General features: G+C 60.6%; 8 protein-coding genes and 2 tRNA genes. 7 read left to right on the top strand and 3 right to left on the bottom strand.

The window, feature by feature from the left end:
- Positions 1 to 7 precede the first annotated feature (7 nt).
- Positions 8 to 1,306: a multicopper oxidase family protein gene (locus tag ABSE61_RS26805; protein ID WP_423874167.1), complete on the bottom strand. Its 1,299-nt coding sequence runs from the start codon at positions 1,304 to 1,306 to the stop codon at positions 8 to 10.
- A 294-nt stretch (positions 1,307 to 1,600) separates the two neighbouring features.
- Here ABSE61_RS26805 and ABSE61_RS26800 point away from each other — a divergent pair.
- The 7 genes from ABSE61_RS26800 (at position 1,601) to ABSE61_RS26770 (ending at position 11,390) form a co-directional block, all read left to right on the top strand.
- Positions 1,601 to 1,685 (top strand) — tRNA-Leu (locus tag ABSE61_RS26800).
- 255 nt (positions 1,686 to 1,940) lie between these two features.
- Positions 1,941 to 3,638: a methyl-accepting chemotaxis protein gene (locus tag ABSE61_RS26795; RefSeq protein ID WP_423874166.1), complete on the top strand. Its 1,698-nt coding sequence runs from the start codon at positions 1,941 to 1,943 to the stop codon at positions 3,636 to 3,638.
- 453 nt (positions 3,639 to 4,091) lie between these two features.
- Complete coding sequence (tig, locus tag ABSE61_RS26790; protein ID WP_423874165.1) at positions 4,092 to 5,453, top strand: trigger factor; 1,362 nt, start codon at positions 4,092 to 4,094, stop codon at positions 5,451 to 5,453.
- Between the two features lie 387 nt (positions 5,454 to 5,840).
- Positions 5,841 to 6,476, top strand: a complete 636-nt coding sequence (locus ABSE61_RS26785; protein ID WP_423874164.1) for an ATP-dependent Clp protease proteolytic subunit — start codon at positions 5,841 to 5,843, stop codon at positions 6,474 to 6,476.
- Between the two features lie 480 nt (positions 6,477 to 6,956).
- Positions 6,957 to 8,231 (top strand): ATP-dependent Clp protease ATP-binding subunit ClpX, encoded by a 1,275-nt coding sequence (clpX, locus tag ABSE61_RS26780; protein ID WP_079603455.1) that lies wholly within the window; start codon positions 6,957 to 6,959, stop codon positions 8,229 to 8,231.
- A 398-nt stretch (positions 8,232 to 8,629) separates the two neighbouring features.
- A complete protein-coding gene (gene lon / locus ABSE61_RS26775) occupies positions 8,630 to 11,062 on the top strand; it encodes an endopeptidase La (RefSeq protein WP_423874163.1) in 2,433 nt (810 codons plus the stop codon).
- A gap of 253 nt (positions 11,063 to 11,315) precedes the next feature.
- A tRNA-Val gene (locus ABSE61_RS26770) sits at positions 11,316 to 11,390 on the top strand.
- 478 nt (positions 11,391 to 11,868) lie between these two features.
- Here ABSE61_RS26770 and ABSE61_RS26765 read toward each other — a convergent pair.
- Positions 11,869 to 12,300 (bottom strand): site-specific integrase, encoded by a 432-nt coding sequence (locus ABSE61_RS26765; protein WP_423874162.1) that lies wholly within the window; start codon positions 12,298 to 12,300, stop codon positions 11,869 to 11,871.
- Positions 12,300 to 12,977 (bottom strand): hypothetical protein, encoded by a 678-nt coding sequence (locus ABSE61_RS26760; protein ID WP_423874161.1) that lies wholly within the window; start codon positions 12,975 to 12,977, stop codon positions 12,300 to 12,302. Before ABSE61_RS26760 ends, ABSE61_RS26765 begins: the two co-directional genes overlap by 1 nt.
- Positions 12,978 to 13,560 lie beyond the last annotated feature (583 nt).

Genomic DNA, 13,560 nt, shown 5'->3' with positions numbered 1-13,560 from the left:
GCAGAATTTATTCGACGCTGTACCAGCGCAGGCGCCGCGGCGCTTTCCAATCTGCTTCGACGGCCTCCAACAAAAAGCGTCCGGCAACTTCCGCGGCGAAAGCGATGCGTTGTGTCTGTCCGGCATCGATCGCGATCGTATCGAGCCAGAACGGCTTCCAGCCATCGTCGAGCCGGTCGAGATGCCTGAAATGATGACCGTGTAAATGAAAGACGGATGTCGTTGGTGCGCGGTTGATCAACGATAGCACGACCGCGCGGCCGGCCTTGGTGCGGAAGGCCGGCGGCGTGGTCGCCTTGAACGTATCCGGCGTCAGCCAGTCTTTTGGATCGCCACCGATCGGAAGATCGGTCCGCAGCGCGCTCTTCAGATCAAGCCGCGCGGGCAGGCCGTTCGACGGCAGCGCGGCCGGCGGGGGAAGCGTCTCACGGCGGATCGGCGCTTCGTCCGACGTGACCAGCCCGGCGACAGGCCGTGCCGCTTCGCCGTCATGCATCAGGATCGGCGTGCTGCCCGCCTCCGGCGCCATATCGACAAAAACATCCGCCCGTCCGCCCGGCGCCAGCGCAAACGTGCCGCCGCGTGCCAGAAACGGTTCTGCCGGCTGACTGTCGAGCGCCATGACGGTGACATCATGGTGTTCGATTTTCAACGCGATCACCTGGCGTTGAAGGCCGTTGATGAAGCGCAGCCTGAGACGCTCGCGCCCGCGCGCTTTGATTTCCCGCGTGAGCTTTCCATTCACGGTGTAGACCGAAACTGTCCCCTCGGGATCGAGGCCGGGAGTAATGGCGCTGCCGTCTGGCTTCAGCCGCCAGCCCTCGATCAGGAAAGTCTCGTCGCGATCGACCTGGACCGGTTCGCTCTCGGTGACGATTAGCGGCAGAGCGCGCGTGGCTCGCGCGGCGCCGTCGCCGAGCAAAGCAAGATCGCTGAGATACGTTCCGGCGTGCCGCAACGTGAGTTGGAATGTGTCGCTGGCTGAGGGCGCGAGCGCGGGACGGGCGAGCATTGGTTCGGCTGCTGCTGCGCCATCGAGGCCGCGCCAGTTGAGAAGTGCCGGCACCGGGAGATCGTTGGTCAACGTGATTTCGGGGCGATCGCCGCGCTTGAAACGAAGAGGTTGATCGCCAAGCGACCAGACGGGCGTGGCCGGCTGGCCCTCGCGCAAGTCGAGGACGTCTTCCTTGCAACGCAGCCGGGAGGCCTGTTCGGCATGGGCAGCCTGGTCCGGCCACTGGCAAGCGGCGGCGGCCAGTCCCGCCATCACCGCGCGGCGGTTCGGTCGAAGAATGTGATCTGCCATGTACCTAGTGGTCCGATTCTGACATTTGCATCCCGGTGTGGCTGGCACTTTTGCAAATGTTAGAATCAAAGGACCACTAGCAAATCTAGGTTTCTAGTGGAGTTTGGATTTGACATTCGCTTTACGAAGTTCCGGCCCGGGGATAGCGAATGTCAAATCCACTCCACTAGCGTTGATGCGGACCATTTTCCGCATGATATGGCAAGCGGCAGACGCGAATAGGAAATTGCTGCGAAGCGAAGGCTCATGGTATACGCCGCCCGCGACATGGCGGCCAACCTTGATGCTTCTCTTGCGGGCGTGGCGGAATTGGTAGACGCGCTGGATTTAGGTTCCAGTGACGAAAGTTGTGGGGGTTCGAGTCCCTCCGCCCGCACCACTGTTCATCGCTTTCAACATCCTGCCCGCGCAGCGCCCGTTAAACTTGGGCACGCGCCATGCGAATTTCTCCTCGTGAAATATTCGGGCTACCGAAGGCTGACCTTTCAAAACCATACAACTTGCAGCTGGCGGCGTTCCCGCCAAGCATCGGGTTCTACTTGAGAAACCGGGTTTGCTTAAGGAATGTGAAAGCATGCCGGGACATACTGCCTCAATTTTTAACGACCCCGATTCTGAATGATGGATTTTGAGAATGCCCCCGACGACAGGCTTTTCGCTCGGAATTCGCGGCCGTATCCTTACCCTATTCGGTCTTTGCATCGCCGTTCTGCTCGCGGCCTCGGCCTACGGTTTCTGGCAATATGCGGCGAGCGTTCAGCTCTTTGACCGGGATGTCCGGGCGAGCCAGGCCAACGCCATCGACGTTTTGACGGTCGAGACCAATTTCAAGAAACAAGTGCAGGAGTGGAAGGACACGCTGCTCCGCGGCAAGAAGCCGGAAGCCCTCGACAAACACTGGAGCGCGTTCCAGCAACGTGAGAGCGATGTCCGCGGCGCGACCGAGCGAATGCGCGCGGGCGTCACCGATACGGAAGCCTCGCAACTGATCGGCCAGTTCGTCACGGCTCATCAGCAGATGGGCGAGGCCTACCGGCGCGGACTTCAGGCTTTCAAGGATCGTGGCTTTGACTCCGCCGTCGGCGATGCGGCGGTGGCCGGTATCGATCGCGCGCCGACTGAGCTTCTGGGCAAAGCCAAAGCACGCTTCATTGCGGTTGCCGATCAGGACGCAAGGCTCGCTTCCGAAGGCGCACAGCGGACCGGCTGGATGGTCACCTGGCTACTCGCGTTCTCGGCGGTCGCAGGCGCCGTGATTTTCATGGTGGCGGTGAGCCGGACCATCTCGCGGCCCTTGATGGGCGTTGTCGGCAGTATCGGCGAACTGGCGGAAGGCAACACCGCCACGAACGTCCCCGGACAGGAACGAAGCGACGAAATCGGGAAGGTGGCTTCCGCCATCCAGATCCTGAAAGAGAAGATGGTCCAGGCCGAGCGCATGAAGACCGATCAGGCGAAGTCCGAGCTGCGCGCGGCCGAGCAACGCAAGTCGGATATGCTGAAGCTCGCCGACGATTTCGAAAATGCGGTCGGCCAGATCGTCGAAGCCGTCTCAACAGCCTCCAAGGAACTCGAGTGCTCGGCAGGTTCGCTGGCAAGCACTGCCGAACGCGCCCAGGAACTCAGTACGACGGTGGCCGCGTCCTCGGAAGAGGCCTCAAGCAACGTTCAGTCGGTCTCTGCCGCAACGGAAGAGCTGTCGTCCTCCGTCGGTGAGATCGGCCGGCAGATCAACGAGACCGCGCGGATTGCGAGTGAAGCCGTCGCGGAGGCGCAGGCCACGACCGAGCATGTCAGCGGGCTTTCCAAGGCCGCAAGCCGCATCGGCGACGTCGTCGAACTGATCAACACCATTGCCGGCCAGACCAATCTCCTGGCGCTCAACGCCACCATCGAGGCGGCCCGCGCTGGTGAGGCGGGCCGGGGGTTTGCGGTCGTCGCCTCCGAGGTCAAGGCTCTGGCTGAACAGACCTCGAAAGCGACCGGCGAAATCGGCCAGCAGATTGCCGACATTCAAGCCGCAACCCGGCAGTCGGCCGGCGCGATCGGCCAGATCAGCGCCACCATTGAACGGCTGTCGGGGATTTCGGCGACGATCGCAGCCTCGGTCGAGCAGCAGGGGGCGGCCACGCGGGAAATCTCGCGCAATGTGCAGCAGGCGGCATCGGGCACCCAGCGGGTGTCGGCAAGCATCGTCGACGTCCAGCGTGGCGCCAACGAAACCGGGTCGGCTTCCTCGCAGGTGCTGTCGTCGGCACGCGCACTCACCAGCGAAAGCCACCGGCTGAAGTCGGAAATGGGCCGGTTCCTCGGAACCGTGCGGTCCGCCTAGTGCCCTCTTTCCGAAGTTCGTGAAACGTCGCAGCACTCTCTTGCGCGAACTTCGGAAAGCAAAGGGCACTAGCAAATTTGTGATTCTAGTACCGCTTTCGATCTGAAGTCCCTGGAAGAACTCGCCGCTTGCAGTGCAGGGACTTCAGATCGGCGGTACTAGCGATCATCGTCGTTCATCGCCACATCCCGACCCAGGCCCATTTTGAGCCCCGGCCCCTTCGGGAACTGTTGATCTCGCACCGCCATTGGGTTACGAGCGTCAACCCATCGCCTTGAGCCGCCGGTTGCTTGGGAGCCTTACGACCTCGAGCGCCGGGCCGCCAAGATAAGGCAAGAATTTCAAAGGGTTCTGGAAGTCATCGAAATCGCCGGCGCAAGGCATGACGCCATGCGCTACCAAATACAAGCCGTCCGGCGTTTGGCCGGACCTCGTTAGAAGAAGATTGAAGCCATGCAGGTAACGGAAACGGTCGCCGAGGGATTAAAGCACGAGTTTCAGATCAGCGTTCCCGCGGCTGATCTCGATGCCAAGGCCGATGCGCGTCTGGTGGAATTGAAGGACAAGGTCCGCCTGAACGGTTTCCGTCCGGGTAAAGTCCCGGTCAGCCACCTCAAGAAGGTCTACGGCCGCTCGGTGATGGCGGAGACCATCGACCAGACCATTCGCGATACCAATTCGCAGCTCTTCACCGATCGCGGCTTCCGCCTCGCTACCGAGCCCAAGATTACGATGCCGACCGAGGGGAAAGAGGTCGAGGAATTGCTGTCGGGCAAATCCGATCTCACCTACACGGTTGCGATCGAGGTGGTGCCGGCGATTGCCCTGGCTGACTTCAAGAGCTTCAAGGTCGAGAAGCCGGTCGCCGAAGTCACCGACGTCGAGGTCGAGGATGCCGTCAAGCGCATCGCCGATCAGAACAAGACCTTTGCCGCCAAGGGTGACGGCGCCAAGGCCGAAAACGGCGACCGCGTTACCGTCTCGTTCAAGGGGACGATCGAGGGCGTGGCGTTCGAGGGCGGCACCGCCGAGAACATCCCCGTGACCATCGGCTCCAACACCTTCATTCCCGGCTTCGAAGAACAACTAGTCGGCATCGCGCCCGGCGAAACCCGTGTCCTGAAGGTCACGTTCCCCGCGAGCTACGGCAATACGGAACTCGCCGGCAAGCCGGCCGAGTTCGAAACCACGGCGTCCCTGATCGAGGCGCCGCAGGAGCCCGTCATCGACGACGAGTTTGCCAAGACGCTTGGTCTGGATTCGCTCGACAAGCTCAAGGACGCGGCGCGCGAGCGGATCACGGCTGAATTTGCCGGCGCCACGCGTCAGCGCGTCAAGCGCATCCTGCTCGATCGCCTCGACGAAACCCACCGCTTCGAGGCGCCGCCGTCTCTGGTCGACCAGGAATTCGAGTTGATGTGGAACTCGATCAAGTCGGAGATGGAGTCCAGCGGCAAGACCTTTGCCGACGAAGACACGACGGAAGAGGCGGCGAAAGAGGAATACCGCAAGATCGCCGATCGCCGCGTTCGGCTTGGCCTGGTGCTCTCCGAAATCGGTGAGAAAAACAAGATCACGGTCACCGACGATGAAGTCGGCCGCGCGGTGATCGAGCGGGCCCGTCAGATGCCGGGCCGTGAAAAGGAAGTCTGGGACTTCTATCGCAACAACGCCAATGCGTTGGCCCAGCTTCGTGCGCCAATCTATGAAGACAAGGTGGTCGACTTCATTCTTGAGCTCGCCAACGTCACCGAAAAGAAGGTTTCGCGTGAAGAGCTTTACAAGGATGACGAGGCCGAGAAGAGCGCCGCTTAGTCTTTTGTTTTGACGCGTTTTCTACCGCAGATTAAGTCTACGCAATCTGCGTAAACTTGATTGCTATGCGAACCGGTTTCCACTTCGCTCGAAAACGCTATAGGCCCTTGTAAGTCCAGCGTTAAGGTTGAGACGCGAAAGCGCCTCCGCCACGCGGCGGGCAGCTTTGCGTGCCTGCCAGAATCAGCTTCAAGTGCGCCAGCTGAACTAGGGGCTCTGCCCGGTCTTGTGGCCGGGTGGGCTGGTCTTGTGGCCGGAAAACCCTAGCCTATCTTGTCAATTATCTTTACCACGTCCTGCATCACGGAACGCTCCTCCGCTCTTGCGATTTCGGTTCGTATCGCCCCGCCGACGGATGTTCGTTTCCTGCCAACCTTTGGGTGACTAATGCGCGATCCCGTTGAAACCTACATGAACCTCGTGCCGATGGTGGTCGAACAGACCAACCGCGGCGAACGGGCGTACGACATTTTCTCGCGCCTCCTCAAAGAACGGATCATCTTCGTCACCGGCCCGGTTGAGGACGGCATGGCCACGCTGACCGTGGCGCAGCTTCTGTTTCTCGAAGCCGAGAATCCGAAGAAGGAAATCTCGATGTACATCAACTCGCCCGGCGGCGTGGTGACTTCGGGACTGGCGATTTACGACACCATGCAATTCATTCGCCCGCCGGTATCGACGCTCTGTACGGGGCAGGCGGCCTCGATGGGCTCGCTCTTGCTCGCCGCCGGCGAGAAGGACATGCGTTTTTCGCTGCCGAATTCGCGCATCATGGTGCATCAGCCCTCCGGCGGCTTCCAGGGCCAGGCCACCGACATCATGCTGCACGCCCAGGAGATCCTGAACCTGAAGAAGCGGCTCAACGAGATCTACGTCAAGCACACCGGCCAGACCTTCAAGGCGATCGAGGACGCGCTGGAGCGCGACAAGTTCCTGACCGCGGATGACGCCAAGGCGTTCGGCCTGGTCGACAAGGTAATCGACAAACGTGCCGAAGAACCCGCTCCCGCCAAGACAAGCTGACGAGAGACAAGGTGACGAGACAACCTGACAGGCAACTTGTTCAGGCCGGCGAATTGGTTGATCTGGCGTTAACGATTGCTTGATTGCGGAAAGGTCCCGAAGCGGTCCTTTTTGGCGCCGTTCGGGATGAAAGTTCCGCTTTCGTCCGGGCTTTTCGGCGTGGCAATCGCGCAACGTTTTGTCGATTTCGGCTGATAATTCACCGATGAAAGCGCAAATCACGGTATTGTCACGGATATTCAGTGACCCGCGAATTAGCGAATTCTTGATAGTCGGGTGCGAGCATGGTTGGCTAGGTCTCACTGGGTATGCTTGCATGGGATTCGAGTGATCGCGATTCTCGCGGACAATCTGGGAATAGGGTCTTTTTTGGTACGAATTTTGCTCTATTTACAAACTCTTGGACTTTTCAGAAGTCGGGGCCGGTAACCACCGGGAATAGGGCGGGCGTGCTGGAACGAACTGCGGACGGAGATAAGAATGAGTAAGGTTGGCGCCAGCGACTCCAAGAACACGCTGTATTGCTCGTTCTGCGGCAAGAGCCAGCACGAAGTTCGCAAGCTGATCGCGGGTCCGACCGTCTTCATCTGCGACGAATGCGTCGAGCTCTGCATGGACATCATTCGTGAGGAAAACAAATCCTCGCTGGTGAAGTCGCGCGACGGCATTCCGACCCCGAAGGAAATCTGCAAGGTTCTGGACGACTACGTGATCGGCCAGAGCCATGCCAAGAAGGTGCTCTCGGTCGCCGTCCACAACCACTACAAGCGGCTCAACCATCAGACCAAGCACAACGATGTCGAGCTCGCGAAGTCGAACATCCTGCTGATCGGACCGACGGGTTCGGGCAAGACGCTGCTGGCGCAGACGCTGGCGCGTATCCTCGATGTGCCCTTTACGATGGCGGACGCCACCACGCTGACCGAAGCCGGTTACGTCGGTGAGGACGTCGAGAACATCATTCTGAAGCTGTTGCAGTCGGCCGACTACAATGTCGAGCGCGCCCAGCGCGGCATCGTCTACATCGACGAAATCGACAAGATCAGCCGCAAGTCCGACAATCCCTCGATCACCCGCGACGTCTCGGGCGAGGGTGTGCAACAGGCGTTGCTGAAGATCATGGAAGGCACGGTGGCTTCGGTTCCTCCGCAAGGTGGCCGCAAGCATCCGCAGCAGGAGTTCCTGCAGGTCGACACCACCAACATCCTGTTCATCTGCGGCGGCGCGTTCTCCGGGCTTGAGAAGATCATCTCGGCGCGCGGCCGTTCGACCTCGATCGGCTTTGCCGCGCAGGTGCTGGCGCCGGAAGACCGCCGTACCGGCGAAATCTTCCGCCATGTCGAGCCGGAAGATCTGCTGAAGTATGGCCTGATCCCGGAATTCGTCGGCCGTTTGCCGGTTGTGGCGACGCTGGAAGATCTCGACGAGGCTTCGCTGAAGAAGATCCTTACCGATCCGAAGAACGCGCTGGTGAAGCAGTATCAGCGCCTGTTCGAGATGGAGAATATCGAACTGACCTTCGCCGACGAGGCGCTTGGAGCGGTCGCCCGCAAGGCGATCGAACGCAAAACCGGCGCGCGGGGCCTTCGCTCGATCCTCGAAAGCATCCTGCTTGAGACCATGTTCGATCTTCCCGGTCTGGAAGGTGTCGAAGAGGTCGTGATCTCGCGCGAAGTTGTGGAAGGAACGGCGCGTCCGCTCTACATCTATGCCGACCGTTCCGACCGGGCGGTGGAGAGCAGCGCCAGCGCCTAAAGACTCTTCCAAGCGCGATGGCTTATCACCATCGCGCTTTAGTTCGTTGTTTGCGCATGGTCTTTTTGGAAAGACGCGACAGGCTTTTCCGGATCATGTGCCTGGCGTCTGAAAATGGCGTATCGCTGTGGCTGCCGAGCCTTTCGGCGGCTGTTTTGTATCATCGTGAAAGCCGTGTTTAGCCCTGTGTAATAGGGGTTTTCGGCGACTTGACACCCCCCCAGTCGATAGCCACCTAATGTCACTGGCGGCGTGACATCACCTTCAAGATTCGCGTCCTCAATAGACCGGAAGAGGCGGCCTCATCGGGCCTCACGGTTCCGGCATATCTGGCACCTTGTGGCCGTTGCGCTTGTTTGCGGATGGCGTGCAAGGGGGCACAACAAAAGGAAAAGGCCATGACCACCCCGAAACCCCGGCCATCAATCACTCACGGCGAAAGCCACGCGTATCCGGTGCTTCCGCTGCGCGACATCGTCGTCTTCCCGCACATGATCGTGCCGCTGTTCGTCGGCCGCGAGAAGTCGATCCGCGCCCTTGAAGAGGTGATGAAGAACGATGCGCTGATCATGCTGGCGACGCAGAAGAACGCGTCGGACGATGATCCGGCGCCGGATTCCATTTACGAAACCGGTACGCTTGCCAGCGTCCTGCAGCTTCTGAAATTGCCCGACGGCACCGTCAAGGTGCTGGTGGAAGGGCTAGAGCGCGCGCGCGTCGAGAAATACACCGAGCGGAGCGAGTATTACGAAGCGACCGCGGTTGCGCTCGCCGATACAGACGCGACTTCCGTCGAAGCCGAGGCGCTCGCGCGCTCGGTCGTGTCGGATTTCGAGAGCTATGTGAAGCTCAACAAGAAGATTTCCGCCGAGGTCGTCGGCGTCGTGCAGGCGATCACGGATTTCGCCAAGCTCGGCGATACCGTCGCTTCGCATCTGGCTGTCAAGATTGCCGATCGTCAGGCGATCCTGGAAACGCTGTCGGTCACCGCGCGCCTTGAGAAGGTGCTCGGCCTGATGGAGAGCGAGATCTCCGTGCTCCAGGTCGAGAAGCGCATCCGCTCGCGCGTCAAGCGCCAGATGGAGAAGACCCAGCGCGAGTATTATCTCAACGAGCAGATGAAGGCGATTCAGAAGGAACTGGGCGACGACGAGGGCCGGGACGAACTCGCCGATCTCGAGGAGAAGATCAACAAGACCAAGCTCTCCAAGGAAGCGCGAGAGAAGGCGCAGCACGAACTGAAGAAGCTGCGTCAGATGTCGCCGATGTCGGCGGAAGCCACCGTCGTGCGCAACTATCTCGACTGGCTGCTCTCGATTCCGTGGAACAAGAAGTCCAAGGTCAAGAAGGATCTGGTGGCCGCCCAGGAAGTGCTGGACAGCGATCACTACGGTCTTGAGAAGGTCAAGGACCGCATCGTCGAGTATCTCGCCGTGCAGTCGCGCGCCAACAAGCTGACCGGCCCGATCCTGTGTCTGGTCGGCCCTCCTGGCGTCGGCAAGACTTCGCTCGGCAAGTCGATCGCCAAGGCCACGGGACGTGAATTCGTCCGCGTGTCGCTCGGCGGCGTGCGCGACGAGGCCGAAATCCGCGGCCACCGGAGGACCTATATCGGCTCAATGCCGGGCAAGGTCATTCAGTCGATGCGCAAGGCCAAGACCTCGAACCCGCTGTTCCTGCTGGACGAGATCGACAAGATGGGCGCCGATTTCCGCGGCGATCCGTCGTCGGCTTTGCTTGAGGTTCTCGACCCCGAGCAGAACTCGACCTTCAACGACCACTACCTGGAGGTCGATTACGACCTGTCCAACGTGATGTTCATCACGACCGCGAATACGCTCAATATTCCCGGCCCGCTGATGGACCGCATGGAGATCATCCGGATCGCCGGCTACACCGAGAACGAGAAGGTCGAGATCGCGCGCAAGCACCTGATCCCGAACGCGATCTCCAAGCACGGTCTGGACGCCAAGGAATGGTCGATCGACGACGACGCGCTTCTCCTGATGATCCGCCGCTACACCCGCGAAGCGGGCGTTCGGAATCTGGAGCGCGAGCTTTCGACACTCGCCCGCAAGGCGGTGAAGGAGCTGATGATCTCGAAGAAGAAGTCGGTCAAGGTCACCGAGAAGACGCTCGAGGATTTCCTCGGCGTGCCGAAATATCGTTACGGCGAGATCGAGACCGACGACCAGGTCGGCATCGTCACGGGCCTTGCCTGGACCGATGTCGGTGGCGAGCTGCTCACGATCGAAGGCGTGATGATGCCCGGCAAGGGCAAGATGACGGTCACGGGCAACCTGCGCGACGTGATGAAGGAATCGATCTCGGCGGCGGCGTCCTACGTCCGCTCGCGGGCGATCACCTATGGCATCGAGCCACCGCTGTTCGACCGGCGCGACATCCACGTCCATGTTCCGGAAGGGGCGACCCCGAAGGATGGACCGTCGGCCGGCGTGGCGATGGCAACGGCCATCATTTCGGTGATGACCGGCATCCCGGTTCGGCATGAGGTCGCCATGACCGGCGAAATCACGCTGCGCGGACGGGTGCTTCCGATCGGCGGCTTGAAGGAGAAGCTGCTCGCGGCCGCGCGCGGCGGCATCAAGACGGTGTTGATCCCGGAAGACAACGCCAAGGATCTCACGGAGATTTCCGATGCGATCAAGGGCGGGATGAACATCATTCCGGTGGCCCGGCTCGACGAGGTTGTCTCCAGGGCGCTGGTACGGACCCCCGTGCCGATCGTCTGGGAAGAGGACTCCGCCAAGGTGCCGGTGACCAACCCGGACGCCGGCGACGAGGCCCCGGGCGGTCTGACCGCTCACTGACGCGAAAAAGTCATTGGATCAATAAACGGCGCCTTCGGGCGCCGTTTTTTTGCCCGCTATCCAACGCGATGCGGCTGTGTCGGACCTTGCACGGATGGGCCTGGCGAGGCTAAACACAGGGCCATGGGCGGCTAGCTCAGCTGGTTAGAGCATCTCGTTTACACCGCGATGCCTTTGAGACAGTTTGCGGCAGGTTTTCGATGGTTGCCGGTGTACGCCCATGATACCGCCCATGAAACCCATGGGCACGGCCGCGCGGTTAGCTCAGCGGTAGAGCAGGTGCTTTACACGCATCTGGTCGGGAGTTCGATCCTCTCACCGCGCACCATCTTCCTCGGTTGAGCCGGGGCGAACTGGCTAAGTGATCACGGCGATTCCCTGCGAATCCTTGCCGCCCTCGACGTAGGCATACGATCTGCCACAGCCCGGAGGAGGGCAATGAAGGCCGTGCGGATTTAGATGCCCACTTACCAAAAAGACCCGGCCACAGCATGGGCATGTGAATGCGGCGTTGTTGCCATACCAAAAGGAATCCTTTTCGCCGTTGTCCGATTTCAAATGACGTTTAGGCATCGCGGCACCAATCGTCGGCCATCTTCATTTTGAATCAGGAACGAAAACGAGAGACGTAGTGAACTTCGGGCCAAGCAGGCCACGAAGATACATAGTCGTGTCTTTGTAGATGTATCCGCCCGCGACCCTCATTCGATGAACAATCGAAGCGTACCCGTCGATCGGGCCGTCTTTGCTGATCTCTTCCCAGCGATGCTCGCTTGGCATAGTCGCCCTCCCAAGGCTGCCGCTGTTCAAGCCGTCTCCCGACTCCGCATTCCAGCGAACACGCGGCGGAATCCGTCGCGGATGAAATGCTTGTAGTGCTTCTTGATGATGGCCTCGCTCACGCCGCAATACTCGCTGACGTCGGAGGCTGGGATTCCTTTCCAGAGCATCCATGAGATCGCGGCGTGACGCAGGGTATGTTGCAGGACATCGTCGCCAAGTCCGGCGTTGGTGCGCAGCGTCTCCCAGCCGCGCTTGATGCGCTTGATGGGCTTGCCGTTGTACTCAATGACCGAGTGATTGCTGATGCCAATGCGCTTCCAGCGTCGGATATGGGCGAGGAGGCCGGGATAAAGCTCGACGGTTGGTTGCCGCTTGTTGTTCTCTTTCCGGCCCATCGGCTTGCGATGGAAGAGCCCGGTATCGACGTCGACATAACCGCGACCGATGGTCGGCATCAGAGCCGCGCCGCAAACGGCTCCGGCGCGGCTGCCGGTGTAAAGCTGGCCAGAATGAACCGAGCAATGTGTTTTTGGGTATATCGGCCTTCGCCGCCGCCGCGATTGGTTTGCCGGGCGCGCCATGCCGTCCAAACAAGCTTGGCGACGTCGTCCCGCGTGAGGTTTCTCTCGCGTGCCAATGGCGCATCCGGCAACACCGGCCGGAAGAGCATGTTCACGCCGCCGACTTTGTCCTGATTGTAGAAGTTGATGGCGGCGGCCAAGTCTTCCAGATCGCGCCGCGCGGCCGAGGAGAAGCCGCGCTTGTCGACATATCGGCGCTGGAGATCGCCGGTCAACTGGCCGATGGTGTACGCGCCGAAAAAGTCGTTGAGATTGTCGAGCCGCTTCTTGATGGCTTTCGGTCGGGGCAAGTTATCGCGCAAGACGCGGTCGGTATAGTAGACAACAAGCGCGTCGGCCACCATTACCTGATTGGGATTACCTCCGCGCGCGGCTTTCGGGTCGTGCTTTTGCGCGACGTAGTCGGCGAGGGCTCTTTCGGCTCCTTCAGGATCGCCCTGGCCGCAGCCTGTGCTGACTTCCCGGCCTCCGTCGAGGATGACCCAGATGGCGGCTCTATCGGCGCGGCCTGGTCGGAGCCAGAGGCGAGTGGTTTTGCGTGGACGCGGCATCGGTGTCTCATCTCCCTAATGTCCGCTAGCGTCGTAAACACTTTGCCCGCTATCTTCTCGATTGTGAGCAACTTTGCACGAGCATACCGACCCAGCGTGTCGCCGGATACCGACCCATCCGGAAAAGCAATGCGAGCCGCCGTGGAAAGTCTGAGCGGCGTCGTGTCCGCGATCACCTCGCGCGGTGGTGGTTCGAAGCACTCTGGGTAACTACGCTTAGTCATACGGAAACCCGGGAATCCGTCAAGTCAGCTTACGCTGCGGCCAAACATGGAGGGCGCGCTCTGTTGCTACAAGCGACCGCCGCGCTCCGCCTGCGTCTTGCGGATGTTGATGCGGTGATGGCGGTAACATCTTCGGCAACAACGGCTCCATCACCGGCGCCATGAATGCCTGGCCACGGAATCGAGCGAGCGAGATCAACCCGGGTGCAGCGGACAGGGGTGCGACTCATCTTGCCCTCGGCCCCCACCATCTTTTGCCCTGCCAGTCGACCTTAAGCCGGTGCCAGCCGAGCGTTTCGAGGACGGCCGCGATGCGTCGCTGGTCGGCGGTGCCGATCCGCGGCGTTTCGATGAAGAGC

Source organism: Bradyrhizobium sp., from assembly GCF_049519115.1.
Classification (GTDB): Bacteria; Pseudomonadota; Alphaproteobacteria; order Rhizobiales; family Xanthobacteraceae; genus Bradyrhizobium.
This window is presented reverse-complemented; position numbering and strand designations above follow the sequence as displayed.

Excerpts from the sequence above, each read along its gene's own strand:
- ABSE61_RS26805 (WP_423874167.1), bottom strand. The coding sequence starts at position 1,306 with ATGGCAGATCACATTCTTCGACCGAACCGCCGCGCGGTGATGGCGGGA.
- ABSE61_RS26795 (WP_423874166.1), top strand. The coding sequence starts at position 1,941 with ATGCCCCCGACGACAGGCTTTTCGCTCGGAATTCGCGGCCGTATCCTT.
- tig (WP_423874165.1), top strand. The coding sequence starts at position 4,092 with ATGCAGGTAACGGAAACGGTCGCCGAGGGATTAAAGCACGAGTTTCAG.
- ABSE61_RS26785 (WP_423874164.1), top strand. The coding sequence starts at position 5,841 with ATGCGCGATCCCGTTGAAACCTACATGAACCTCGTGCCGATGGTGGTC.
- clpX (WP_079603455.1), top strand. The coding sequence starts at position 6,957 with ATGAGTAAGGTTGGCGCCAGCGACTCCAAGAACACGCTGTATTGCTCG.
- lon (WP_423874163.1), top strand. The coding sequence starts at position 8,630 with ATGACCACCCCGAAACCCCGGCCATCAATCACTCACGGCGAAAGCCAC.
- ABSE61_RS26765 (WP_423874162.1), bottom strand. The coding sequence starts at position 12,300 with ATGCCGACCATCGGTCGCGGTTATGTCGACGTCGATACCGGGCTCTTC.
- ABSE61_RS26760 (WP_423874161.1), bottom strand. The coding sequence starts at position 12,977 with ATGCCGCGTCCACGCAAAACCACTCGCCTCTGGCTCCGACCAGGCCGC.